The sequence below is a fragment of the Rhodoglobus sp. G.S.23 genome, assembly GCF_056675935.1.
Genome location: NZ_CM155237.1, coordinates 2,465,627 through 2,489,862 on the forward strand (window position 1 = coordinate 2,465,627; position 24,236 = coordinate 2,489,862).

Consider the following 24,236-nt stretch of genomic DNA (forward strand, 5'->3'; position numbering starts at 1 on the left):
TGTGGCAAAGTCAATGACATGGCCGAGCATCCGACAATCACCTTGAAACTCAGCGGCCACCTTGCCGAGATTGCCCCCGACCGGTGGATTGACGGCTCCTACACACTTACCGTTGATGGCACCCCGCAGTCACACGTGAACATGGACGACCCCACCCAGCTGTTCTTTGAATACGTGCAGCGCATGGGGCACGTCATTGACCAACTCACCGAATCAGGGGCCCCCATCACCGCGGTGCACCTCGGCGGCGGCGCATTGACGCTCCCCCGCTATGTTGAGGCCACCCGCCCCGGCTCACGCCAACAGGTCGTTGAGTTGGAATCGGATCTCGTCGACTTTGTGCGCACGGAACTTCCCTGGTCAAAGCAGGCATCCATCCGTGTGCGCCATGGTGATGCGCGTGAAGTGCTCGCGAAGTTCCCGCCTGGCTTGCGCGGTGCCGTCGACCTGCTCGTGGTCGATATCTTTAGTGGCGCCCGCACCCCGGCCCATGTCACCAGTCTCGAGTTCTACACAGAAGCCACGACTTTGCTTGCACCCGAGGGAGTGATCGTTGTGAATGTCGCCGACGGCCCAGGGCTTGCGTTTGCGCGAAGCCAGGCGGCGACCCTCAAGCACACCGTTGGTCATGTGGCTGCGCTCGCTGAGACTCAAATTCTCAAAGGCCGACGTTTCGGCAATATCGTGCTCATGGGTTCACCTTCTGCACTCCCCCTGAATTGGATGCCGCGGCTCTTGGCCGGCGGACCGCACCCCTCAAAGGTGATTGCGGGGGTTGAGCTGCTCGACTTTATTGGCAGTTCTCCGGTCGTAACCGACCAAACTGCGGTCAAATCACCCCCTCCGGCAAAAAGTATTTTTCAGGTCAAGCCCGGCCGTAGGTAGACCGTTCCACCCCTCTAAGGATCTTGTACCCCAGTTTATTTAAGACTTTCGGGGTACAAACCTGTCCCCCCAATTGCCTATTTCCGGCAACTTTCGCGCAAAACCGGGGTATTTCGTACCCCAAATAGAAATGGCTAGTCCCCCATCATGCGGACTAGAATTGCCCCCCATTACTGGGGACTGTCCTCTATAGTGAGGACAGGTAGATTCAATTCAGAAGTTGAACGCGAGCCCCGAAGCTTGCGCAGGAACCCGAAACCAGCACACAGCTTCTTGAATCCCGATAACCCGAACCTCAATCACTCCCGGCCAGCATTACTGCGCCGCGAAAGGAAATCATGAACAAGCTCGTTAAAGGCTCCATCGCAGGCGCAGCAGGAATCGCATTGCTCCTCGGCGGCGCGGGAACACTCGCAACCTGGAACTCCGCAGTAACGGTCAGCGCACCGGGCAGCATCACCGCAGGAACGCTCGACATCGTCGCAGCAACAGGTGCGACGGACGGCTGGAAGCTCGGCTCCGCAGCAACTGTTGCCTCACCTGCTGGCTTCAAGATCGTTCCCGGCGACACCGTCACCTACACGAAGACCTTCAACGTCACCGCAACCGGCGACAACCTCACCGCAGGAATCGCCCTCGGCACGCTCGCAATCGCACCGGTCAACTCGGCAACCGCTGCAGACACCGCCCTTGCAGCAGCGCTCACCAAGTCGGCAACCTTCACCGTCAATGGTGCGACCGCGACGAGCATCAGCCCGGCCGCTGGTACACAGCCCGTAGTTGTGACCGTCACGATCACGTACCCGAAGAGCACAACCGCTGGTGCCGAGAATGGCTCGAAGACCGGCGCTGTTTCGCTCAGCAACTTCAGCATCACGCTCACACAGAACTAGTTTTACCCGGCTGGGTGTGCGCCCTGAGGGATGCACACCCGGCAGTTTTCCTTGCTTCACTCTCATCTAGATTTCACCTGAAAGGCGGTGCACCATGAACTCTTCACCAGTTCGCGGATTGCGCCGTCTTGACGTGGTTGACGGCCGCCACCAGAGCCGTCGCACCTCGCCTCTCGCTCGACTCGGTGCTGGCACATTCGGCGTCATCAAAGCGGCAGCAATTCTTGCGATTACCGTCTCCTTGGGCCTCGTCGGCACCGGCGGCACCTACGCCTACTTGAACTCCTCAGTAACAGCAGCCCCCGGATCGACCATCAGCGCAGGCACCGCCGCCCTGACCGTCGGCTCACAAACCCTCAACTGGACTGCACTTGCCCCTGGCAAGTCAGTTACCGGAACTTTCACAATCACCAACACCGGTGACGTTCCCCTCACACTTTCTGCGACAATCGCAGCTACCATGACTCCCGCTGCGACCGCGAACCCCTTCACCATCACGGTGGCCAACGGCGTCTGCCCCGCCTCCGGCGTTCCTTCCGGAACTCTCAACAGCACGATCGCCGCTGGCGCGACAACGAGCGCGTGTCTCGTGGTGACTCTTCCTGCGAACGCACCCGCGACAGCACAGTCCGCAAGTGCAGCAATCGTGGCAACGATCGCCGGAGTTCAGCCATGATTCGCCACACAGCGGGCACAGCATCCGCCGAAGGCCGTGGCATGAAGCGTTCAACTCGCATGTCGTTGATTGCCGGCGTTGCGGTGTTCCTCACTCTGGTCTCTGGCGTGAGCTTTGCGGCCTGGACAGCCTCGTCCTCAAAAAATGCAACAGCTACGGCCGGTGCGGTCTCGGTGACGACAGCAGTTGCTTCAGGCGCCGCCACGATTACCGCCTTCGGCCCTTTTACCTACACCTCAACGAATCAAACCGTGACCAAGCCAATAACCGTGCGCAACACCGGCTCGGTTGAAGCGTCGGTGAGCAGCATCACGATCACCCGTTCGGGCACGCTTGCCGGCAACCAGATCGCCGTCAAGTTCTGGGCTGGCACTAGCGCCGCCTGCGCCGCAACGACCCCGGTCGTCTCAACGACGCTCAGTGGCGGAACAGTATCGCTGACAACCTTGAACATGACGGTGGCTTCTACCGGATCAGCATTCTTGTGCGCCTCCACCAGCTTCACCGGCAGCATGACTACCCAGGCCGGAAAGTCGACGAGCGCAACATTTGCGGTTAACACCACCGCCGGAACCAACTGGAATGCGACCGACTCCCTCGCCGCAGCAAGCCGCACCTTCGCGCAGGACATCTTTATCACTACCGTTCCTAACGCGCCGACCAACACCCAGTGTGTCAACGAGCGGGACCAGAACGTGATTACAATCTCGTGGAGCACCCCGAGCGGGTTTACGACACCCAACGGCGGCTACAACGTCTATTGGCAGGGCAGCTACCTCGCGAACACCTCATCGAACTCCATGGGTCTGCAGGGTAGCGGTGTAACGGGAAACCTCACGGTTCGAGCAGTCGCATCAGACGGAACGGAGTCCGCGGACTCAGCCAATATCCCCGTTGAACCTCGTTCATATAACTGGTGGGGACAGGGCTCGGGGCTCTCATGCGGATAGCAACCCGCCGGACATCCGGACTAGCGATTCTGGTGGCACTAAGCGCGATGCTTGGTGCCACACCTGCAAGTGCTGCCAGTGGTGCCGGGGTGGTTGAAGTTAGCGATGACGGCGTCAACTTTTCACGCACCTACTCGGCCGCAGTCTTTGACAACATTGCCCGGCTGAGCCCAGGCGATAGTCAGTCCGAGACGATCTACGTTCGCAACACGGGCACTGTCGACGGCTACTTGCGCATCACCATGCGCGAGGTGAACTTCTCCGACCAGCACTACGGAAACGCGCTGAACCTGACCACGAGCACTCCAGCGATTGCCGGCACCGCTAAAGCGATCAGTTCAGCAAATCCGTGCCAGGTCGTTCACGAAGGCACCATTCTTGCGCCGGGCGAAATCGTCCCGGTTGCGGCAACGCTGGCTTTGGGAAACCTCAGTGGCACCGACGGTCAAGGCGCAACGGCATCCCTCTCACTGCGATTTGCCCTCTCAGACACAACTCCGGGCGCCTTGCCCCTCACTCAGTGCGACAGCACAGGCACAACGGTTCCGCTGACCCCGACGAGCCCTGGCGCATCAGACCCCCGCGCACCGGCAGGCACGCTATCTGGCGCCCTCATCGTGCCCGCTCCGAGCCCAAGCCCGACACCTGCCTCACAACCCGACGGAGCAACGGATGACGGAGCACTGCCCGCCCTGCCGTCAACTTTTAGTCTCGACCCCAATACGTGGCGGCTCTACGAGGAGTACCTTGTACTCATTCTGGTTCTGGCAGCAATGATCGGTGCCGGTATCTCATGGTTCGTCGGTCGGCGCTCACGAAAGGACACGGAAGATGCCTGAGCTCACCGCGCGAGCCAACGCTCGTAAGACAGAACGGGCAGAAGAAGAGAAGCCAAAAAGCTTGCTCTACTACCTCGGTGTTGGCATCAGTGCTGGCCTCTTCGGACTCGTGCTGCTGATTGGCGCACTCGTCATAGTGATTCCGAATCTCGCCGGAGCCCTTCCGCTTACCGTGCTTACGAGCTCGATGGAACCGGGCCTTCCTCCGGGAACACTCATCGTCGTCAAACCCATCGACACCAATGACATTGAGATGGGCGATGTCATCACCTACCAAATCGAGTCTGGCAAGCCAGGTGTCATCACTCACCGCGTCTCCGGCATCACAAATTCAAGCGATGGAGGCCGCACCTTCACCCTCAAGGGCGACAACAATGACGTCGCCGACGAACTTCAAGTGCTGCCCATCCAAGTGCAGGGCAAGCTCTGGTACAGCGTTCCGTGGATCGGAAACGTGAGTAACTTTGTGAACGGCGAAGGCAAAACGTGGCTCGTTCCCCTCATCGCGGTTGCACTCTTTATCTACGCCGGATTCATGATCATGAGCGGCTCGATCTCTAGCATCCGCAAGCGCAAGCGCCGCCGTGCTCGTGCCGAACGCGAAGCCGAGCGCGAAGCATCCATCGAAGCTGTGACTGCAGCGGATGCCGTAGAACCTGTCGACAATCGCGTGCGGCTGGGCTGACCCACGTCGATTAGCCTCAATAGGTGGCCGATCTTTCCCGAGTGCGCGTGTGGGCTGACGCGCTCATCCGACTTCATCTGACTGACGAGTGGCAGTTCACGTTTGACAACGCCAAAACGCGTGCCGGCCTCTGCAACTACACCCACAAGCGCATTTCGGTCTCAAAATACTTGGCCGCCCGCTATGAGGATGATGAGATCCACCAGGTCTTGCTTCACGAGATTGCTCATGCCATGGCAGGGTCGGAAGCCGGCCACGGAGCCCGCTGGAAGGCTGTAGCCAAGGAGCTCGGCTACGAAGGAAAACGACTTCACAGCGGAGCGATAGCCGACGAGTTCGCACCATGGGTAGGTTCATGCCCCGCGGGCCACCAGCATTACCGGTACCGCCAACCCACGCGGGTGCTCGCGTGTGGTCTCTGCGCACGCAAATTCTCTAGCGCCAACCGCATCGAATGGGTGCACCGCACCGTCTCCGTAACCGGCGATAATGGTTAGGTGCAACATCCCGATACTTCTGCTCTCGCCGGCGGCACACGCACCACCGGCACCTCCACCCCCGCTGGCGCTACTGGCCAATGGTTCACGTCAAGCACGTCACGACAGTGGTGGTTCGACTCGGGCTCGCGAGCCCTCGACTTTGCCTACACTGGCGCAATGGGCAACAACCCGGACTGGGAAAAGTTGCACACCCCCAGTGACCTTGCCACCTGGCTTGACGAACGTTTTGACGCTTCGGATGGCACCGTCAGCGAGCGCGACCTGACCGACGCCACCGGACTGCGTCACGCAATCGCAACTATTGCTACCGCGTTAAGCGTGAACGAGACTCCTGATCCTCAACAGATCGACGTCATCAATCTCTTTGCCGCGACACCGGATGTTCCGCCGCGACTTGCGGGAGGTGGAATGAAGGCTGGCCGAACCACTGTTCGCACCGGGCAAGCACTCTCGACAATGGCCCGCGAAGCCGTCTTCCTGTTCGGTAAAGAACAACATGAACGAATTCGTGAATGCGCAGCCGACGATTGCGCTCTCGTCTTCTACGACGAATCGCGTTCCAATAACCGCCGCTGGTGCTCGATGCAACGCTGCGGCAACCGCGCAAAAGTGCGCAGCCACCGTGCCCGAAATGCGGCACGCTAACTGCGCACAATGCGAGGTTCCGGCCTAACGACGGTTCACGTTCACGATCGAACGCAGGGTCGCTAACGGGATACGGTCAGTTGTCGATTAGTCGACGAACTGAACCTCTTTCCAGAACGTGACGTAGTTGGAGAAGTCCTTGCCAACCCGCTCGGCAGCCCCCGGGAGAATATCGGGGTAGCTGAAGGCGCGATCCTGGAACTTCTGGCCGTTGGCGCTAACGGTGAAGTACTGGCAGTCACCCTTCCACGGACAGTGGTATGGGGTCGGGCTCTTTTCCAGCAGTTCATGGTTCACACTGGCCGGCGGAAAGTACCAGTTGCCCTCAATCTTGAGGAGATCTTCCTTCGGTGCTTCTGCGATGACGGTGTCGCCAATTACTGCCTTCATACTGTCCTCCATTGAGTCGGTGTTGGTGATTCAGTGTCTGGTGAATCCAACGCTCGAGGAACAAGCGTCATTCCCGAACCAGTTCCCCACTGTGCCGAATGATGGCAAAACTGGCTGCAGCGTTGCTGACAATTGCGGCATCCAGTAATTCGCGTCCGGCATCCTGAATGAGCTGCTGGCCAGCGGTGCTCGCCGACAAGAGGTGATTGTGGGCAGGCTTCAAGGTCGTAAAGGCAGCGACGGCGGATGCTGCTTCCGGAGAAATGTAATCAATGCCAGCGTCGGCGAGGGCATCGATGATCGCTCCGGCGGCCAGGAGGTCGTCGACGGTGAAGCCTCCATCGGCGTCGCCAGCGGCGATGACAGCGACGGTGAACCGGTCACCTTTGAGTTCTTGTTGCGCAATGACCCAGTCGGCGACAGCTGTTGCTGCCCCGGTTCCGGCGCGGAGAATCGAGAACGATTCGGGCAGCTCGGGAACGGGCGTCGAGCCGTCGGCAAGAGCATCCGCCCACACCACAACATCGGCGCCGGCACTCAGCTCGAGCGCCTGACGGCGGCCAAAGCCAAAACGGACCTGATACTGGGGTTGGGTGCGGGGATCGTTCACTCAACGAGGTTAAAGCCAGAGCGGGCGGCAAGCATGTTTGGTTACCGAATGTGACACCAGAAACACCGTTGCTACGCGGCAGAGCTGCCCGGGACTACAGCGATCTTGCCCGCCCCGTGGGCCGAGGCGATCTGGTCGATGGCCGCAGCAACGCCATCGAGGCCCACGACGCGCTCGATGGCGGGAGTGATCTGCCCCGAAGCGAGGAACTGCGCGAGGAAGGTGAGATCCTCTGGCGTTGGGCTGGCCGTGAACTGGTGGAAAGTGGCATCCGCTCGCTTAAACGCAAAACCCATGCGCATGAGATGGAATACTGGGCCAACCCACCGATTTTTCATCGGACCGCTGACCCCAACGAAGCGGGCACCTGGCGCCAAAATGCTGCGCACTTCGGCGGCACTCCGGTTGCCCATGATGTCGAAGACAACGTCATACTGACTGTCGTCAGCACTGTAATCTTCGGTCTCGTAATTGATGACGCGTGTTGCTCCGAGCGCTTGCGCTTGCTCGGCGTTGCGGCCGCTACACACAGCGGTAATCTCCGCCGCCCCGAGTAAACGCGCGATCTGGACCGCGAAAGTGCCCACTCCGCCCGCTGCCCCATTGATGAGCACGCGGTCGCCAGGCTTCACTGCCCCGTGGGTGCGTAAGCCCTGCAGTGCCGTCAGCCCGGCCACCGGAGTCGCGCCCGCCGCCACAAAGTCGACCCCCTTCGGCAGTTTCACGAAATTCTTGGCTGTGCCAATGGCAAATTCTGCAAAAGCCCCACCCGAAGCTTCACCGAAAACGGCATCGCCGACCGCAAAATCTGCGACACCGTCACCGACCGCAACGACAACGCCCGCAACATCCGCCCCCGGGGTCTGTCGCTTCGGGGTGCGCAACCCCATCACCAAACGCACAAACAGCGGCGTGCCACTGAGGATGCGCCAATCAAGGGCGTTGGCAGAAGACCCAAGCACCCGCACAAGAAACTTGCCTGGTGCCGCCGAGGGCGTCGGTATCGTCTCGATCGAGAGAACATCTGTACCGCCGTACTGCCGCGCCATAACAGCAGTCATGGTCGCTGGAACGGTTGACGACGAGGTTGACGGCGCGGGTGACGGCGCGGTCGTTGGCACCGGATGCGCGTTGCCCGAGTTGTGCGAGGAATCATTCGAATCTGGGCTTGCGGGCTGAGAAATAGACATCATGGCTCCTGCCGAATCGATGCGTTCAGTGTACTTTCAGGGCCCACCGGCACAACAGGCAGGCTACACCGGGGGCTGGATTGGTGGGCGACTGGATAGGCGAGACCACTGGATAGGCGAGACCAGTGGATTCGTGAGAGCAGTGACTAGTGAGACCAGTGGATTCGTGAGAGCAGTGGATTCCTGACTCAGACGAGCGCAAAATAGGAGCATGCGTGTTCTCCTGAAGCTCGTACTCGATTGCGACCCCGATGATGCGTGGCGCGCTATCCGCAGCCCCCACGTCTTTCGCGAGGTTTCTGCCCCTCTCACCCAGTTCACGTCGCTTGAGGTTGGCGGGTTTCCTGAGCTGTGGCAGCCGGGCGAGCATCCGGTGCGCATGTCTGCTTTCGGGTTGTGCCCCGTTGGTCAGCAAGTGATTGACGTGTCGTACCCGCAGATGCCTGATGGCGTTCGCGTGATGCGCGACAGTGGGCGAGGCCTCAGTGGTCCTCTCGCTCTCGTCGATCAGTGGGAACATTCCATGGCGATCAGTCACGCTCCCGGGGGCAAAACTCTCTATCGCGATCAACTGAGCTTTAGCGCTGGCGTGCTTACTCCCCTGCTGTGGCCGCTCTATTGGGCGTTTTGGCAGTGGCGTGGGGCAGCGCTTCAGCGTCTTGCTCCGACATGGGGTTCGGGCACAACAAGGCGAACTAATCTGAGTCTTTAGGTTGGCCGTTGTGGCTTCAGCCGTCGGCTCGTGAGCCGAATCGTGGGCGCGAAAGGACAACGCGGTGCCTCGACTGCGGCGGAGCAATACAACAGGGCGCGGTTATTCGCGCGTGCGATCAGGGCGAGGCTTCAGCTATCGCGACCCGGATGGTGCAACGGTTACCGAAGCCGCCCTCAAGGCGCGCTTCGGGGCGTTGGGTATCCCGCCAGCGTGGACTGATGTGTGGATCTGCCCCTACGAGAATGGTCACGTGCTGGCCACCGGTTTCGATGAAGCTGGCCGCCGGCAGTACATCTATCACCCGGTCTGGCGTGAGCGCCAAGATCGTGTGAAGTTCGATCGTGCCCTTGAGCTTGCGGCCGTGCTTCCCGCCGCTCGCGGTGTTGTTACTCGCACGCTGCGCTCAAGCGAAGACCCTCACCTTCGCACTCTTGCGGCAGCATTTCGGATGCTCGACACCGGCTCATTGCGTGTCGGCAGCGAACGCTACGCCGAAGAGCACGGCAGCCACGGCCTCTCCACTTTGCTGTGCGATCACGTCACCGTGGTTGGCGACCGCGTGCAGCTCTGCTTTCCCGCCAAAAGCGGCCAACAGTGGGAGAGCGAAATTGTGGATGCCGACCTCGCCGAGTTCATCCGGCGGCGCCTGCGCAGCGCTCCAGACGTGTCAGTGCTGTCGTGGCGAGAAGGCCGCGAGCGCCGGTCGCTGACCGCGGCTGACATCAACGACTATGTTCGCGAGCGCACAGGCGGCGACTTCACGGCAAAGGACTTTCGCACGCTTCGTGGCACTGTTGCTGCGGCATCAAGTTTGGCGGTGAGCCTAGCGGTAAGCACTGCAGAAGGCGGCCCGAAGCAGAGCCAGCGGGCACGCTCGCGGGCGATTCGGGAAGCAATGGAGGCAGCCGCTGAGGTGCTCGGCAATACCCCAGCGATCGCCAAGAAGAGTTACGTCGACCCCCGCATCGTCGACCTCTTCTCGGCGGGCGAGACCATCGACCCGCAGCGACTCGCCTCTGCCGAAAGTGAAGTGCGCGAGCTGCTGACCCGCAAGACCTAGGCAAGACGGCCACGCATGGCGAGACCAAAACACAAGGGAGATCACCACCAAGCTCGCTGTCGGCTGCGCGAGATAACCTGAAACCATGACCGCACTTCAGGTAGCCGACTGGCGCCGCCGCAACTTTGCTCTCTACGCCGCCGTCCGCGAGAACCCGGATGCCGCGAGCGCCCACGCCGACTGGCGTGCGGGACGAGATGAGATGTTTGCCACGCATCCAGCTTCGCCGCTGTTGCCTGAGGACCTGCGCGACTTTATGGGGCTGCCGTTTGAGGCGTACGATCCCGACTGGCGTTTCGAGGCATCCATTGTTCCGGGCGACGGTCGTCGCATGGACGTCGAGACGGGAACGGATGGCGTGGTGCCGTTTGACCTGCTCGGCACGGTCGAGATCGACCAGGTCGGCACGCTCGATGTGTGGCGTCTTGCCTCGTACGGCGGCGGCATTTTCATCCCCGTGAAGGATGCCCTGTCTCGCGTTAAGGGTGGAACCTACGGCGGTGGCCGCTACCTTCTCGATACCGTGAAGGGTGCCGACCTTGGAGCGGGCAGCACGCCAGAGTCACTCGTGCTCGACTTCAACTTTGCCTACAACCCGTCATGCGCTTACGACCCCGCGTGGGCGTGCCCGCTCGCGCAGGCCGGGAACACTCTGGCTGTGCAAGTGCCGGTAGGCGAGCGCTACTAGGGACATAACTGCTAGGGTTGCAGTACTTGCGAAACAATTATGTTTCCCTGCGTCGTAGAACGCTTCCCTCTTCTCGTCCACGTCAATCAGAAACGTGTGGCTCGTAGATAACTTTCTCCGGCGGACTGGAGTCATCCGCGCCGAACGAAAGTTCGAGATCTGACCTGTGTGCCGCACCCGTGCGAAACGCCTGATTGGGTCGGTGTAGATCAGCTCAGTGCCGTTCCTCGTGAACTGCAACTGAGCTTTCTGAACCTGTGCGCCTCCGGTGTAACGCCCATCTGTTACTTATGCCTGAAAGGCACCATTACTTTGACTGATCACACTTTTAGCTCGCTCGGCGTACCAGCCGCGCTTGTTGCTGCACTCGAGGCTGACGGCAAGACGTCACCCTTCCCCATTCAAGTTGACACGCTTCCCGACACCCTCGGTGGTCGCGACGTGCTCGGCCGTGGAAAGACTGGCTCGGGCAAGACCCTCGCTTTCGCTCTTCCCATGGTGGCTCGTCTCGGCGGCAAGCTCGCCGGTGGCAAGCGCCGCCCGGGTCGCCCGCTCGGACTCGTCCTTGCGCCAACCCGTGAACTCGCAACGCAGATCTCTGCTGTTATCGAGCCTCTCGCTGCCGCGTATGGCCTCAACACCACCACGATCTTCGGTGGCGTGAGCCAAAACCGCCAGGTTGCGGCCCTCAAGGCTGGCGTCGACATTGTTGTTGCCTGCCCCGGTCGTCTCGAAGACCTGATGAAGCAGGGCTTCGTAAACCTCGACGCCATCGAGATCACCGTGCTTGACGAGGCCGACCACATGGCCGACCTTGGCTTCCTGCCCGTTGTGACCCGCATCCTCGACAAGACCCCGAGCAATGGACAGCGTTTGCTGTTCAGTGCCACCCTCGACAACGGTGTAGACAAGCTGGTTCGCCGCTTCCTCCACAACGAGGTACTGCACTCGGTTGACGAAGCAACCTCGCACGTCTCGGCCATGACCCACCACGTCTTCGAGACCGAAAGTGTCGAATCGAAGCGCGTTCTTGTTGAGAAGCTCGCTTCGGGTACCGGCCGCCGCATCCTCTTTATGCGCACCAAGCACCACGCCAAGAAGCTTGCGCGCCAACTCATCGACGCCGGCATCCCCGCGGTTGACCTGCACGGAAACCTTTCGCAGGTTGCCCGTGACCGTAACCTCGCCGCCTTCTCCGCCGGTGACGTCAAGGTGCTTGTCGCCACTGACGTTGCAGCGCGAGGCGTGCACGTAGACAACATTGAGCTGGTCATCCACGTTGACCCGCCAGCAGAACACAAGGCATACCTGCACCGCAGTGGCCGTACCGCTCGTGCCGGAGAAGAAGGCGACGTCGTGACGATCGTTCTTCCGACCCAGCGCAAAGACACCGCAGCACTGTTGCGTAAGGCCGCCATCACGGTGACCCCGCAGCACGTGAACGCAAAGTCGGATGCCGTAACCGCGCTTGTCGGAGAGGTCGCAGAATATGTGACCCCCGCTCCTCGCGCAGCAGCACCCGTTCGTGGCCAGTCACAGGGCGGACGCTCGCAGGGTGCAAACGCCCAGCGTAAGCGTGTTCGTCGTGATGGCGAAGGCGCCGGCCGCGATGGCGGCCGTGACGGCGCTCGTGAGGGTGCCCGCGGTGGCGCTCGTGGCAGACAGTCGCGTGACGGACAGGGGCGCGATGGCCAGGCTCGTGATGGACAGTCGCGCGGCGGCAACGCAGGCAACGGCAACCGTGGCGGACAGCAGCGCAACGATCGCCAGGGTTCAGGCCGCGGCGCAGTCGTAGCCGGTTCCGGCTCGAGCGAACAGCGCTCAACTCACCAGCCACGTCAGCAGCAGTCCGAAGCCCCCTCGCGTCCGCGCGGTGGCAAGGGCCGCGCTCAGGCCGGCAACGGCGGACCCGTTCGCGTAGGCCAGGTCGTACGACCCAACCGTCGCGCATCAAGCAGCGGACGCTAACTCCTCTCGCTACTTGGCGCTAGTCGCTAGTCGCTAGTCGCTAGTCGCTAGTAACGCAGCTTTACCGTCTCAGGGCGGCGAGTTTTCCCCAGCACTGCTGGGCGGGGACTCGTCGCCCTGAGGTGTTTAACGGGGCGCCTGCGGCGGGGTGCTGCGGGTTTCGCGGGGTGCGCGGTGCGGATTCCGCGGCTCGTGCTGGCGCAACCTGTCCTTGCGTGGCTGCCGCTGCCGCTGCCGCTGCCGCAAGGTGTAGTGGCGCAACTTGATTTCGCAACGGCGCCCCTTCGGAAATTCAGGAGATTTCGTATCGCCGCTTGGCTACTCGCCGATAAAGGCCCGGTTTTGCGGGCATCCGCGCTCGACGGCGTTTCTGGCTGGGCGATTTTTCCTGAGTTTCCGAAGGGGCCACACCTTGGGTCACCTTGAGCCACACCTTGGGTCACCTTGGGCCACACCTTGGGGCCACACCTTGGGTCACCCTTGGGCCACACCTTGGGGCCACACCTTGGGTCACCCTTGGGGCAACGCCTCTCGGCAACACGGGTGGGGCTGGCGCCAGCAGCACACAGCGCGAGCCAACGGCAGCAGCACGCAGCAGCTGCGCGCCTGGGGATCGCCGCGGGAGCGGGCGAGCAGTTACGGCAGTACGCCGACCGAGGCGAGCGCTGCGCGCAGTAGTGACCCGCGGCCGCCCTCCATGTCGGCGGTAACCGCTTCGGATGCCGCTTCAGCTGGGCTGAGCCAGGTCAGTTCGAGAGCATCCTGGCGCGGTTCGCAGGTACCGGTGACCGGGACAACGTAGGCCATCGAGACAGCGTGCTGGCGAACATCCGTGTACTGACTGTCGCTTGGCCACGGGAAATATTCGGCGACGGTGAATGGTGTCGGGCTTGCGGGGAGCAGCGGGAAGGCCATCGGGCCGAGGTCTTTTTCGAGGTGGCGGAAAAGTGCGTCGCGCAGGCTCTCGCCGAACATCACTCGGCCAGAGACGAGGGTGCGAGTGATCTCGCCATCATTGCCGCGAACGAGTGTGCCGACCTCGGTGACGCGACCGAGCCCATCCACGCGCACAGGAACAGCCTCAACATAGAGAAGCGGGAGTCGTCTGCGGGTCTCCGCAAGTTCCTCATCTGATAGCCAAGCAGAGTTGGGGTCTGGTGTGCCGACGGAGCTCATGCTCCATTGTCACCCATAGTGCGCGGTTATCGTGCGCGCGGCGGGACACTGGATGCCAACCAGTGTCTCCGTCGCACGTCAACTTAGCCGAGCAGGTCTTTCATTTTCTTGGCAATCAGCTCGGTTGCGCGGCGGGGAGAGAACCGCGAGAAACGGTCCATGAACTTGGCGTCACCGCCGATGACGACCCGGAAAGCACCCTTCTGTAGGCCGTCAATGATCTGTTGGCCCGCATCCGCTGGGCTCGTCGTTGTGTATTCCTTGCCCGAATCAGCACCCTGAATTTCCGGCATTTCTACGCCGGAGTTTGCCGTGATGTTGGTGCCAACACCGCCAGGGAAGACGATCGTGACGGCGAGGTTCGTTCCCAGGCTCTCTGAATACAGAGCCTCGGTGAACAGCTTCACTGCGGCCTTGCTGGCGCCATAGGCGGCTTGGCCGGGAACCGGAAGGAACCCACCCATGCTCGACACGTTCAGAACGGCAGCCTCGGGTCGCTTCATGAGGGTGGGCAGGAATGCCTTCGTCATGTTCACGACTCCCCAAAAGTTCACGTTGAACACCCGCTCCATGGTGTCGAAGTCGAGTTCAGCCAATTTCACGAATGGCTGGATGATCCCCGCGACGTTCAGCACACCATCAACCTGCCCGTGGGCCGCGATAACTTCGCCGGGCAGGGCGAGCACCGCTTGGCGGTCGGTCACATTGAGGGCGTGGGTTGTGAGCTGGGCGGATGCTGCGCCTGCCAGTTTCGCCGTCTCAGCAAGCCCTGGCTCGTTGAGGTCGACCGCCGCGACTCGGGCACCACGGGCAAGGAGTCCGAGCACCACCTCTCGACCCATTCCATTGCCACCACCGGTAACAACAAAAACTTTGTTTTCTAGCTGCATGCTTCGGCTCCTTCGCCTTCGGGCTGTCAACTGCAGTCTAGGGACCCACCTCAGCCTCAGCGGCGCCCCGTAGGCTTTGCTTCATGCAGATTGATTCCTCAGCAGTGCTCTGGTCGGCTCCTGAACGTGAACGAGGCGGGCGTCCGCTGCTCGTGCTGTTGCATGGGTATGGCTCCCACGAGGGCGATCTGTTTGCAATGGCACCCGGGCTTCCGCTCGAACCGGTGATTGCTTCGTTGCGAGCGCCGATCCCCGAAAACGGCGGCTTTTCGTGGTTCCCCATCAATCTCAGTGGTGACGGTCGCCACAATGTTGAACTCGTGGATGACGCAGCCAAAGCAGTGCTTTCCTGGCTCGATGATCAGCAATTCACGAGTGTCAGCCTGCTCGGTTTCTCGCAGGGTGCCGCCATGGCACTTCAGCTTCTGCGGCTCGCCCCGGAGCGTTTCACCGCGGCCGTGGCACTCTCCGGCTTTGTGGTGAGTGCTGAGCACGCGGGAGATGCGGTGCTCACGAGCATCCGCCCGCCCGTGTTTTGGGGTCGCGGTACCGATGATGCGGTGATCCCGGCGGTGAACATTGAGCGCACCGAAGAGTGGCTTGTTGATCACACTCGCGCCGAGTCGCACATCTATGAGGGGCTCGCGCATTCGATCTCGACTGACGAGTTGAACGATCTGGTGAGTTTTCTGCACACTCACGCGTAGTGCGCTGTCAGCGGTTGCGACGAAGATAGAACAATGAGCGATGTGCTCGGCAAATTTTCGCCCGCCACCCGAGAGTGGTTTGAGGGCGCGTTCGATGCTGCCACCCCGGCCCAGCTCGGAGCGTGGGACGCAATCTCTACCGGGGCGCACGCGCTCGTCGTTGCCCCCACGGGTTCGGGCAAGACCCTCGCCGCCTTCTTGTGGGCGATCGACCAACTCGCGTCGAGCCCTCCCCCGGCTAATCCCAAACAGCGCACGCGCGTTCTCTACATCTCGCCACTCAAAGCTCTCGGCGTTGACGTCGAACGCAACCTTCGCGCGCCCCTCGTCGGCGTCACTCAAACGGCCCGCCGCCTCGGGCTCGGTGAAACCGATATCACCGTGGGGGTGCGATCGGGAGACACCACCGCGCAAGACCGGCGCCTGCTCGCGCGGCTGCCTCCCGACATCCTCATCACGACTCCCGAGTCGCTGTATTTGATGCTCACCTCGGCGGCCCGCGAGACTCTCAAGAACGTCGACACGGTCATCATCGATGAAGTGCACGCCGTTGCCGCCACCAAGCGTGGCGCGCACCTTGCGCTGTCGCTGGAGCGGTTGGATGCTCTGCTCGCGAAGCCCGTGCAACGCATCGGGCTCTCCGCGACCGTGCGTCCCATCGAAGAGGTTGCTCGGTTCTTGGGCGGACGCGCCCCCGTGACGATCGTGCACCCGCCGTCGGCGAAAACGTTCGAGCTGAGTGTCATCGTTCCCGTGCCCGATATGACCATTCCGGGCACGGTGGCGTCAGCGCGCGACACTGCGGCGGGAGGCTCCGGCCATGATGATGAGGCGACGCCCGAATCTGCGGGTTCGCTGTGGCCGCACGTCGAGGAGCGCATCGTCGACGCGATTCTCGACCACCGTTCGACGATCGTGTTTGCGAACTCGCGGCGCCTCGCCGAACGCCTCACTGCCCGGCTCAATGAGATCTATGACGAGCGGATGAGCGACGGCACGGTTGACGGTGTCGAGGCCATGACGCGATCCCAAGCCAGTGCGGATGCCGCCGCCTACGCCGCACCGCAACAACCGTGGAAGCCGCCCGCCCAGATGATGGCGCAGGGCGGATCCACCATGGTCGCCGCGCCACTGCTGGCGCGTGCGCATCACGGCTCAGTGAGCAAAGACCAGCGCGCGATCATCGAAGACGACCTCAAGACGGGAGTGCTGCGCTGCGTCGTCGCCACGAGTTCGCTCGAGCTCGGCATCGATATGGGTGCCGTCGACCTTGTGATCCAGGTCGAGTCGCCGCCGTCGGTCGCGAGTGGGCTTCAGCGAATTGGGCGAGCCGGGCATCAGGTTGGGGAAATCTCTAAAGGTCTCCTCTTTCCGAAGCATCGCACCGACCTCATCCACACCTCTGTTGCTGTTGAGCGGATGCGCAGCGGGCAGATCGAAGCACTTTCGGTTCCGACAAACCCGCTTGACGTACTCGCGCAGCAGACCGTCGCCGCCGTCGCCCTCGATGAGATTGATATCGAGGACTGGTTCGACACCGTGCGTCGCAGCGCGCCATTCTCGACCCTGCCGCGCAGCGCGTTTGATGCGACCCTCGACCTGCTGAGCGGTCTCTACCCGAGCGACGAGTTCTCCGAACTGCGACCGCGTGTGGTGTGGGATCGCGTCGCGGGAACCCTCAGCGGTCGCCCCGGAGCCCAACGCCTCGCCGTCACCTCGGGTGGCACCATCCCCGACCGCGGCTTGTTCGGCGTCTTCATGATCGGCGGCGAAGCCGGAGCTCCGGGCCGTCGCGTCGGTGAACTCGACGAAGAGATGGTCTACGAATCTCGTGTCGGCGACGTCTTCGCCCTCGGCACCACCAGCTGGCGCATCGAAGACATCACCCACGATCAAGTGCTCGTTTCCCCTGCCTTCGGGCAGCCCGGCCGCGTTCCGTTCTGGAAGGGCGATGGCCTCGGCCGCCCGGCAGAGCTGGGCGAAGCCATCGGGGCGTTCACTAAAGAAATTGCTACGGCATCCGCTGACGACGCGCGCGCGCGGGCCGAGTCGATCGGGCTCGATGAGCACGCCGTCACCAACTTGATCGCTCTCGTTACCGAGCAGAAGGCATCCACCGGTCACGTGCCGAGCGACACCACCCTTGTCGTCGAACGCTTCCGCGATGAACTGGGCGACTGGCGTGTGATCTTGCATTCCCCGTACGGCATGCCCGTGCACGCGCCCTGGGCGTTGGCGATTACGGCGCGCATTCGCGAACAGCTGGGAGTGGATGGCGCAGCCATGGCCGGCGACGATGGCATCGTCGTGCGCATCCCCGACACCGATGCCGCGCCGCCGGGTGCCGACCTCTTTGTGTTCGACGCTGACGAGCTCGAACAGATTGTCACGGAAGAAGTGGGCGGCTCCGCGCTCTTTGCCGCGCGCTTTCGGGAGTGCGCCGCTCGCGCGCTGCTGCTGCCGCGCCGCGATCCCGGTAAGCGTTCGCCGCTGTGGCAGCAGCGCCAGCGGGCCTCGCAGCTGCTGGATGTGGCGCGCAAGTACCCGAGCTTTCCCATCGTGCTCGAGACTGTGCGCGAAGTGCTGCAAGACGTGTACGACCTGTCGGCGCTGACGGCGGTGACGAAGCGGATCGCGAGCCGCGGCATCCGCGTCATGGAGACTGAGACGGATGTGCCGTCGCCGTTCGCGCGCAGCCTCCTGTTCGGCTATATGGCCGCTTTCGTATACGAGGGTGATTCGCCGCTGGCCGAGCGTCGTGCCGCCGCGCTCTCGCTCGACCCGGCGCTGCTCGCCGAGCTTCTCGGGCGCGCTGAGCTGCGCGAACTGCTCGACCCGGACGTGATCGCCCAGACCGAGAACGAGCTGCAGCGACTGGTGCCCGAGCGGCACGCTCGGGATGCCGAGGGCATCGTCGATCTGCTGCGCGTGCTTGGCCCGCAAACCGTTGCCGAGATCGAGGCGCGCTCGCTTGTGACCGGCACCGCCCTCGCCACCGACTTGGCCGGGCTCGCGAAAGCGAACCGCGTGCTCGAAGTGACCATTGCGGGCGAACGTCGCTGGGCCGGCATCGAAGACTCCGCGCGACTGCGCGACGCGCTCGGGGTGCCGCTGCCTATCGGCGTGCCCGCTGCCTTCATCGAACCCGTCGATGATCCCGTTGGCGACCTCGTGAGTCGCTACGCCCGCACCCACGGGCCCTTCACACTCGCGGATGCCGCCGCCCGCTTCGGTCTCGGAACCGCCGTCGTGAACGACACCCTGCGTCGGCTCGCGGCCGATCGTCGTGTCGTTGATGGCGAGTTTCGGCCCGGTGCGAGCGGCACCGAGTGGTGCTCGGTGGATGTGCTGCGTCGCCTGCGCAGTCGCTCGCTTGCGGCGCTGCGGCAAGAGGTCGAGCCGGTGTCGCATGCGACGCTTGGGCGGTTCCTGCCCGCGTGGCAACACGTTTCCGCTGCCGGTGACTCGCTGCGCGGCATTGATGGCCTAGCACAAGTGATCGACCAACTTGCTGGGTACTCAGCTCCGGCATCCGCGTGGGAGAACTTCATTCTGAGTGCCCGCATTCGCGACTATTCGCCCGCCTGGCTCGATGAGCTGACGACATCGGGCGAAGTGGTGTGGGCGGGGCAGGGTGCGCTGGCGGGCAGCGATGGCTGGATTAGTTTGCACCCCGCGGCGACCGCTGCGCTGACGTTGCCGGAGCCGGACCGCGATGGGCTGAGCGAGTTGCAGCAGAGCATTCTTGAGGCGCTGGCCGGTGGCGGTGCGTTCTTCTTTAGGCAGCTGTCGAATCAGGTGGGCAGCACGGATGACAAGGTGCTGCTGAAGGAATTGTGGGATCTGGTGTGGCGGTCGCTCATCACGAACGACAGCTTTGCGCCGCTGCGTGCGCACCTCGGAGGAACCGTGCGGGCCACTCGGGCACCGCGTCCGGCGCGGGCTCGCGCCTATCGCGGTCGCGTCTCGACGGTGGCGCAGGCGGGGCCACCGAGTGCGTCCGGCCGGTGGGCACTGCTCGAAACTGCCGAGGGTGAGACGACGGTGCGCGCCAAGTCGACCGCCGAGTTGATGCTCGAACGACACGCTGTCGTCACGCGCGGCGCGGTCGTGAGCGAGGGTATCCGTGGTGGTTTTGCTCTGACGTACCGCGTGCTGAGCGGCTTCGAAGAAACCGGCCGGGCACGCCGCGGCTACTTCATCGACGGTCTCGGTGCGGCCCAGTTTGCGACCGGCGCGACCGTGGACCGGCTGCGTGGATTCACCCGGGATCCGGATGCTGCGCCCGAGCTTCGTGCGATCACTCTCGCCGCGACTGACCCGGCGAATCCCTACGGGGCTGCGCTCGGTTGGCCGGGGATTGGTGGGGCGGATGCTGGCGAAGACTCTGGCGGTATTGGCAGTTCTGGTGCAGGTGCTGGCTCGGCGACAGGTACTCCCGCGGGGAGTGACTCGGACGCCCCCTCGTCGTCAGACGAAGGCTGGGCGACAGCCGCTAAGTCTGCTGCGGATGCGCCCAAGAAGCACCGCCCGGGCCGCAAGGCGGGCGCCGTCGTGGTGATGGTCGATGGCCATCTGGCCCTGTACTTGGAGCGCGGCGGCAAGTCCCTCCTCGCCTTTGATCTTGAATCTGCCGTCGTGGACGCCGCGACGCGGTCGCTCACGAGCACCCTCCGCGGCACCCTGCCGAAGCTGCGCATCGAGAAAGTGAACGGCGACTTTGCCGTCGGAACTCCCGTGGGCAAGGCCCTCGTGGAGGCCGGGTTCGTGGCAACACCGCAGGGGTTGAGGCTCCGTGCCTGAGGGTGATTCCGTTTACAAGGCGGCCGCCAAACTGCGGGCAGCCCTCGACGGCCAGGTTCTTACGCGCACCGACTTTCGGGTGCCCGCCTTCGCGACCCTCGACCTCAGCGGCCAGACCGTCACGAGTGTCGTGCCGCGCGGCAAGCACCTGCTGATTCGGGTTGCGCCGGGCTCCGACGCCGCGGCTTCGGCGAGCGCGGGCGCAGCCACAGCGGGCGAACCGAGCGGCGGCCTCACCATCCACAGTCACCTCAAGATGGAGGGCGTGTGGCAGATTTACGGCGCCGGGGAACGGTGGCGCAAGCCCTCCTACTTGGCTCGCGGGGTGCTGAGTACGGCAACGAAAGTGGCGGTAGGTTTTGAACTTGGCCTGCTTGAGGTGGTGCCCACGGCATCCGAAAACAGCATTGTGGGGCACCTGGGGCCCGACCTTCTCGGCCCCGATTGGGATGCCGAACTCGCGTTAGCGAATCTGCTCTCAGACCCCGGGCGGCCGGTCGCCCTCGCACTGCTCGATCAGCGTAACCTCGCCGGCCTCGGCAACGTGTTCGCGAACGAGTTGAGCTTTCTGCGCGGTGTGCGCCCTCACACTCCCATCGGCGAGATCGCCGACCCGAAACGTCTCGTCGCGCTCGGCTACAAGGCGGTCATGGTGAACAAGGACCGCCCGATCCGCAATCTCACGGGCCTGCCGCGCGGCAAGCCCCGCTACTGGGTGTACGGGCGGCGCGGCGAAGCGTGCCTGCGCTGCGGCACCCGCATCGAGTCGGATCAGCTCGGCACCGGCCCCACCGACACCCGCTACATGTGGTGGTGCCCGAGCTGCCAGAAGTAGGGCTGACTGCACGCGAACAGTAGTCTCGATCATGATCGCAGGGAACGCCCCTGCCCAAGCACTCGCGGCGATGACTGCCCGACAACCGCTGCCGCACACCGGCTCGAGAGAACACCGATGGAGGCCCTGCTGTGACTGAGGTTCTTGACCCCGCCCCGCGTCTCTACAGTTTTGGGCGGGGTGCGGCGTTCGCGTTGCTCGCGATCCCGCTGGCGCTAGTGGTGACGACGGTGCTGGCATCGCTCGGCTTCGGATTCGCTTCAGCCTTCGCCGCGGTCGGGATGCTGGCCGTCTTCGCGCTCTTCACGTTCGGCTCTCGCCGCAAAGCCATCAGCGGCGCCGGCTTCGCCCTGAGCGCTCTGATCGGCGCTATCGCCGTGACGCTCGGGTTCATCAGCGGATACCTCGCAGCCGTCTACCGCTCCTTCATCGCGGTCGGCGACAAGGGCGGCCTGTTCGGCAGCGTCTTCGCCCGCCGGGTCGAACTCCAGCTCAGCAATAGCATTCTCGAAGTACTGATCCCGGCGCTCCTCGTGATTGTGTTCTCAGTCATCTTGGTGGTGAGCGCGGGCCGCAGTGCCCTGGCCGCCCGTCGCGAAGCTGCCGACGTTCACACCGCTGACAGTTTGGATCGGTCGGGTGCTCCGGATGCTCGCGCCGCCGCTCCGGAAAGCACTCCCACCTCCGCCACCCCGCGCAGCAGCCCCGGTATTCTGCTGAACGGCGAGCCGCTGGCGACTCAGCCGGAGAAGAAGAGTCTCTGGAATCGATCAGCCGCCAAGAAGGATTAGTCGTGAAGAAACAGATCAACGTCGTCGGCGCGGTCATCGTGCGCGACAGCCTGATCCTCTGCGCCCAGCGCGGACCGGGCGGAGCCTTGCCCTGGATGTGGGAGTTTCCCGGCGGCAAGATCGAGGCCGGCGAGACTCCTCGCGATGCGCTCGCGCGCGAGATCACTGAAGAGCTTGAGTGCGAGGTGGCCGTGGGCGAGCTGATCACCACCACGGCTTACGAGTACGACTTCGGAATCGTCGCGCTAACCACGTTCTACTGCGAGTTGCTCTCCGGCACACCGGTGCTGACCGAGCACGCGGAGGTGCGCTGGCTCGCGCCTGCCGAGCTGAGCGACCTCGAATGGGCACCGGCGGACAGCCCCGCAGTCGCGCTGATAGAGAAAGCGGCGAGCGCGTAAGACTTATTGACCTGCATGAACTCGAGCGGCTAGGGCAAGACGTCAACTTTGGATACACCGGGGCTCAACAGCCTGAGCGGTCGTCAGGAACTGGCCATCAATCGATCCAATTCGGCACTGATCTGGGAGAAAATAGGATCGGAGCTAGGCAGAGCAGCGAGCTCCAGCACTTGAACGTTCAATATCTGCGAGGCCGTGGGAGCCTCTGTTTCGAGCAGGCCCAGCTTTTCCTTAGCTCGCGCCACCCACATGGACTTCGCGAGCGTCGGATCTGCCGGTAGCGAGTTCAGCTGCTGGAGCAACATCGCGTCTGGGCTCAGCACAGTCGGGAGAAAGCCGACGCGGCCTAGATACCAAGCCAATGTAATTTTGCGTGCGGTCAGGAGTTGCAGGTCGCTATCGCCCGATCCGCCATCTCGAATGAGCGATCTCTCCGAGATCTTTAGCCTGTCGAGTTCATCCTGCAAATCGTCATCTGCGATGGAATCGAGATTCTGAGGGAGAACACCAGGCTGCTGATCCCCGTCGAATAGGATCGAGCACCGCGATCCCAGCTGAGCCTGAACAGGGATTACACGCTGGGCGATTGTTTCCGCGCCGCCAGAAACACAGACGACCTCGATTGAACTATAGAAGTCGGCGCCTTTAGACCGGGCAACCCGTTCGACATACGCTTTCGCTAGTTCGTCCTCCACCAGCAGCGTCTTCTGTGAGAATAGAGCCCCGATTCGGGAAAATGCCTCGTTCGAGGACGCTGCCTGTGCAATGACTCGCACACGACCACCCGAGGGATGAATGTCGAGCAGCTTTCTAGCGCGATCTGGAAGCTCCTCGACCATGGCCGGTGAGTGCGTCGCAAGAACGACCTGGTGCTTGCGAAGCCGACATTGACTTGCAATGTAGCGCATCAATTCGCGCTGCGCCCCAGGATGCAACGAAGTCTCCGGCTCGTCCAGGAGAATTAGACTTGCTTTGGGGGCCCTCGCGATTGCAAGAACCATCATTATCGTTGCAAACTCGCCGCTTCCGGCATATGCCTCGGAATACTCCCGGTGTGCAGTCTTCAGCGAGGCTGTGTAGCCCTCAACGCCAAAAAAATCGTGCTTTACCAGGCGGATCGACTTGTATTTACGCTGCAGAATTTCGCTCACTGCTGCAAGTTCCGCCGCAGCGAGCTCTTGAGCTGGCTCAAGAATACGATTGGCCCCGTAGAGCTCGTGTGCAGCTTCCAGATTATCCAATGAACCGCTCACTCGCTTACCTACACGTCGAATGCGCTTCTTTTTCGAGTCGACGTCGTTTTTTTCACGCCGCCAGTTGAAGCTCATCAGAATGTCATACGCGGGCAGCTCTTGACGGAAGTCGAGGTAAACCACGTGTTTCTCGATCGGACGCCATCGAGTCTTAGTCCTGAGTTTGACGTCCGAGGGTGCCACGCTGGATGGCATGGTTCTCATCTCATCCCGCAATCGCGGAGCACTTGTTTCGAAATAATCGAGTCCGCGAGAGGTCTTTCCAACGCGTGCTTTGATGACCTCCACATCCAGCCCGCTCGGTGTGCGGTAACCGTGAATGTATCGATGCGGATCTTTGAAGTCAGCTCCCTCCGCCTCCTCCATTCGATCCAGTGGTGTATCGAACCAATAATCACCAATGTTGTATTGGCTAGGGCAGCCCTGTAGGGCACGAAGAATAGAGCTCTTATTGGTGCCGTTAGGTCCGATCAGCGCGGTGATTGGGTAGTCGAAGATAATCGTCGAGCCGTTTGTCAAGTTCTTAAATTTCGGGAATCTGACGACTCGAAGAAACGGCTCGCTGACTCCATGAGCCACGAAGTTCTCAATCGAATCAAAAACATTCATGCTGCGCACCCCGTTTTCAGCGTGCGTTCACATTTGCGCACTGCATTCGCCGCTGCCACCCAGCAAACGTTAGGAAC

Annotated in this window: 23 protein-coding genes; 17 read left to right on the plus strand and 6 right to left on the minus strand. The window is 62.4% G+C overall.

Annotated features, from left to right (window positions below):
• The first annotated feature begins 18 nt into the window (after positions 1-18).
• The 8 genes from AC1ENN_RS12060 (at position 19) to AC1ENN_RS12095 (ending at position 6,073) form a co-directional block, all read left to right on the plus strand.
• Positions 19-885: a spermidine synthase gene (locus tag AC1ENN_RS12060; RefSeq protein WP_449647473.1), complete on the plus strand. Its 867-nt coding sequence runs from the start codon at positions 19-21 to the stop codon at positions 883-885.
• Positions 886-1,223: 338 nt separating this feature from the next.
• The gene (locus AC1ENN_RS12065; protein ID WP_449647474.1) at positions 1,224-1,778 is read left to right on the plus strand and encodes an alternate-type signal peptide domain-containing protein; all 555 of its coding nucleotides are present in this window, start codon (positions 1,224-1,226) and stop codon (positions 1,776-1,778) included.
• 94 nt (positions 1,779-1,872) lie between these two features.
• Positions 1,873-2,454, plus strand: coding sequence for a TasA family protein (locus AC1ENN_RS12070; RefSeq protein ID WP_480406121.1), 582 nt, complete (start codon positions 1,873-1,875; stop codon positions 2,452-2,454).
• Positions 2,451-3,404, plus strand: a complete 954-nt coding sequence (locus AC1ENN_RS12075) for a hypothetical protein (RefSeq protein ID WP_480406122.1) — start codon at positions 2,451-2,453, stop codon at positions 3,402-3,404. The genes AC1ENN_RS12070 and AC1ENN_RS12075 overlap by 4 nt, the downstream gene beginning before the upstream one ends.
• Positions 3,395-4,243 (plus strand): hypothetical protein, encoded by an 849-nt coding sequence (locus AC1ENN_RS12080; RefSeq protein ID WP_480406123.1) that lies wholly within the window; start codon positions 3,395-3,397, stop codon positions 4,241-4,243. The genes AC1ENN_RS12075 and AC1ENN_RS12080 overlap by 10 nt, the downstream gene beginning before the upstream one ends.
• Complete coding sequence (locus AC1ENN_RS12085) at positions 4,236-4,928, plus strand: signal peptidase I (protein ID WP_480406124.1); 693 nt, start codon at positions 4,236-4,238, stop codon at positions 4,926-4,928. Before AC1ENN_RS12080 ends, AC1ENN_RS12085 begins: the two co-directional genes overlap by 8 nt.
• Positions 4,929-4,951: 23 nt before the next feature.
• Entirely contained in the window at positions 4,952-5,425 is a 474-nt protein-coding gene (locus tag AC1ENN_RS12090) for a SprT-like domain-containing protein (protein ID WP_480406125.1), read from the plus strand.
• Positions 5,426-6,073: a CGNR zinc finger domain-containing protein gene (locus tag AC1ENN_RS12095; RefSeq protein ID WP_449647480.1), complete on the plus strand. Its 648-nt coding sequence runs from the start codon at positions 5,426-5,428 to the stop codon at positions 6,071-6,073. It begins immediately after the preceding gene.
• An 87-nt stretch (positions 6,074-6,160) separates the two neighbouring features.
• Here the strand turns inward: AC1ENN_RS12095 and AC1ENN_RS12100 are convergent, their stop codons facing one another.
• The 3 genes from AC1ENN_RS12100 to AC1ENN_RS12110 form a co-directional block, all read right to left on the minus strand.
• Positions 6,161-6,463 (minus strand): DUF427 domain-containing protein, encoded by a 303-nt coding sequence (locus tag AC1ENN_RS12100; protein ID WP_480406126.1) that lies wholly within the window; start codon positions 6,461-6,463, stop codon positions 6,161-6,163.
• Positions 6,464-6,530: 67 nt separating this feature from the next.
• On the minus strand, positions 6,531-7,073 hold the full coding sequence (locus AC1ENN_RS12105) for a 2-phosphosulfolactate phosphatase (protein WP_449647482.1): 543 nt from the start codon (positions 7,071-7,073) through the stop codon (positions 6,531-6,533).
• A gap of 71 nt (positions 7,074-7,144) precedes the next feature.
• The gene (locus AC1ENN_RS12110; RefSeq protein ID WP_480406127.1) at positions 7,145-8,263 is read right to left on the minus strand and encodes an NAD(P)-dependent alcohol dehydrogenase; all 1,119 of its coding nucleotides are present in this window, start codon (positions 8,261-8,263) and stop codon (positions 7,145-7,147) included.
• A gap of 211 nt (positions 8,264-8,474) precedes the next feature.
• Here AC1ENN_RS12110 and AC1ENN_RS12115 point away from each other — a divergent pair, with 211 nt between their 5' ends.
• The 4 genes from AC1ENN_RS12115 (at position 8,475) to AC1ENN_RS12130 (ending at position 12,694) form a co-directional block, all read left to right on the plus strand.
• The gene (locus tag AC1ENN_RS12115; protein WP_449647484.1) at positions 8,475-8,975 is read left to right on the plus strand and encodes a hypothetical protein; all 501 of its coding nucleotides are present in this window, start codon (positions 8,475-8,477) and stop codon (positions 8,973-8,975) included.
• 64 nt (positions 8,976-9,039) lie between these two features.
• Positions 9,040-10,038 (plus strand): DNA topoisomerase IB, encoded by a 999-nt coding sequence (locus tag AC1ENN_RS12120; RefSeq protein WP_480406128.1) that lies wholly within the window; start codon positions 9,040-9,042, stop codon positions 10,036-10,038.
• An 85-nt stretch (positions 10,039-10,123) separates the two neighbouring features.
• Positions 10,124-10,726 carry a DUF1684 domain-containing protein gene (locus AC1ENN_RS12125; protein ID WP_480406129.1) on the plus strand — a complete coding sequence of 201 codons (603 nt, stop codon included), beginning with the start codon at positions 10,124-10,126 and terminating at the stop codon, positions 10,724-10,726.
• 312 nt (positions 10,727-11,038) lie between these two features.
• Positions 11,039-12,694 carry a DEAD/DEAH box helicase gene (locus AC1ENN_RS12130; RefSeq protein ID WP_480406130.1) on the plus strand — a complete coding sequence of 552 codons (1,656 nt, stop codon included), beginning with the start codon at positions 11,039-11,041 and terminating at the stop codon, positions 12,692-12,694.
• A gap of 636 nt (positions 12,695-13,330) precedes the next feature.
• Here the strand turns inward: AC1ENN_RS12130 and AC1ENN_RS12135 are convergent.
• Positions 13,331-13,870 carry an NUDIX hydrolase family protein gene (locus tag AC1ENN_RS12135; RefSeq protein WP_449647488.1) on the minus strand — a complete coding sequence of 180 codons (540 nt, stop codon included), beginning with the start codon at positions 13,868-13,870 and terminating at the stop codon, positions 13,331-13,333.
• Between the two features lie 83 nt (positions 13,871-13,953).
• On the minus strand, positions 13,954-14,760 hold the full coding sequence (locus AC1ENN_RS12140; RefSeq protein ID WP_449647489.1) for an SDR family NAD(P)-dependent oxidoreductase: 807 nt from the start codon (positions 14,758-14,760) through the stop codon (positions 13,954-13,956).
• A gap of 83 nt (positions 14,761-14,843) precedes the next feature.
• On the opposite strand from AC1ENN_RS12140, the gene AC1ENN_RS12145 reads away from it, so the two are divergent.
• The 5 genes from AC1ENN_RS12145 (at position 14,844) to AC1ENN_RS12165 (ending at position 22,297) form a co-directional block, all read left to right on the plus strand.
• Positions 14,844-15,467, plus strand: coding sequence for an alpha/beta hydrolase (locus tag AC1ENN_RS12145; protein ID WP_480406131.1), 624 nt, complete (start codon positions 14,844-14,846; stop codon positions 15,465-15,467).
• Between the two features lie 33 nt (positions 15,468-15,500).
• Positions 15,501-20,270: an ATP-dependent helicase gene (locus AC1ENN_RS12150; RefSeq protein ID WP_480406132.1), complete on the plus strand. Its 4,770-nt coding sequence runs from the start codon at positions 15,501-15,503 to the stop codon at positions 20,268-20,270.
• Positions 20,263-21,105, plus strand: coding sequence for a DNA-formamidopyrimidine glycosylase family protein (locus AC1ENN_RS12155; protein WP_480406133.1), 843 nt, complete (start codon positions 20,263-20,265; stop codon positions 21,103-21,105). Before AC1ENN_RS12150 ends, AC1ENN_RS12155 begins: the two co-directional genes overlap by 8 nt.
• Positions 21,106-21,236: 131 nt before the next feature.
• Positions 21,237-21,896: a hypothetical protein gene (locus AC1ENN_RS12160; protein WP_480406134.1), complete on the plus strand. Its 660-nt coding sequence runs from the start codon at positions 21,237-21,239 to the stop codon at positions 21,894-21,896.
• Positions 21,897-21,898: 2 nt separating this feature from the next.
• Complete coding sequence (locus AC1ENN_RS12165; RefSeq protein WP_480406135.1) at positions 21,899-22,297, plus strand: (deoxy)nucleoside triphosphate pyrophosphohydrolase; 399 nt, start codon at positions 21,899-21,901, stop codon at positions 22,295-22,297.
• Between the two features lie 83 nt (positions 22,298-22,380).
• Here the strand turns inward: AC1ENN_RS12165 and AC1ENN_RS12170 are convergent, their stop codons facing one another.
• The gene (locus AC1ENN_RS12170; RefSeq protein ID WP_480406136.1) at positions 22,381-24,159 is read right to left on the minus strand and encodes an ATP-dependent nuclease; all 1,779 of its coding nucleotides are present in this window, start codon (positions 24,157-24,159) and stop codon (positions 22,381-22,383) included.
• Between the last annotated feature and the right edge of the window lie 77 nt (positions 24,160-24,236).

Bases quoted from the DNA above. Each gene is read 5' to 3' on its own strand.
- AC1ENN_RS12060 (WP_449647473.1), top strand. From the start codon at position 19: ATGGCCGAGCATCCGACAATCACCTTGAAACTCAGCGGCCACCTTGCC.
- AC1ENN_RS12065 (WP_449647474.1), top strand. From the start codon at position 1,224: ATGAACAAGCTCGTTAAAGGCTCCATCGCAGGCGCAGCAGGAATCGCA.
- AC1ENN_RS12070 (WP_480406121.1), top strand. From the start codon at position 1,873: ATGAACTCTTCACCAGTTCGCGGATTGCGCCGTCTTGACGTGGTTGAC.
- AC1ENN_RS12075 (WP_480406122.1), top strand. From the start codon at position 2,451: ATGATTCGCCACACAGCGGGCACAGCATCCGCCGAAGGCCGTGGCATG.
- AC1ENN_RS12080 (WP_480406123.1), top strand. From the start codon at position 3,395: ATGCGGATAGCAACCCGCCGGACATCCGGACTAGCGATTCTGGTGGCA.
- AC1ENN_RS12085 (WP_480406124.1), top strand. From the start codon at position 4,236: ATGCCTGAGCTCACCGCGCGAGCCAACGCTCGTAAGACAGAACGGGCA.
- AC1ENN_RS12100 (WP_480406126.1), bottom strand. From the start codon at position 6,463: ATGAAGGCAGTAATTGGCGACACCGTCATCGCAGAAGCACCGAAGGAA.
- AC1ENN_RS12110 (WP_480406127.1), bottom strand. From the start codon at position 8,263: ATGTCTATTTCTCAGCCCGCAAGCCCAGATTCGAATGATTCCTCGCAC.
- AC1ENN_RS12115 (WP_449647484.1), top strand. From the start codon at position 8,475: ATGCGTGTTCTCCTGAAGCTCGTACTCGATTGCGACCCCGATGATGCG.
- AC1ENN_RS12125 (WP_480406129.1), top strand. From the start codon at position 10,124: ATGACCGCACTTCAGGTAGCCGACTGGCGCCGCCGCAACTTTGCTCTC.
- AC1ENN_RS12135 (WP_449647488.1), bottom strand. From the start codon at position 13,870: ATGAGCTCCGTCGGCACACCAGACCCCAACTCTGCTTGGCTATCAGAT.
- AC1ENN_RS12140 (WP_449647489.1), bottom strand. From the start codon at position 14,760: ATGCAGCTAGAAAACAAAGTTTTTGTTGTTACCGGTGGTGGCAATGGA.
- AC1ENN_RS12145 (WP_480406131.1), top strand. From the start codon at position 14,844: ATGCAGATTGATTCCTCAGCAGTGCTCTGGTCGGCTCCTGAACGTGAA.
- AC1ENN_RS12150 (WP_480406132.1), top strand. From the start codon at position 15,501: ATGAGCGATGTGCTCGGCAAATTTTCGCCCGCCACCCGAGAGTGGTTT.
- AC1ENN_RS12170 (WP_480406136.1), bottom strand. From the start codon at position 24,159: ATGAATGTTTTTGATTCGATTGAGAACTTCGTGGCTCATGGAGTCAGC.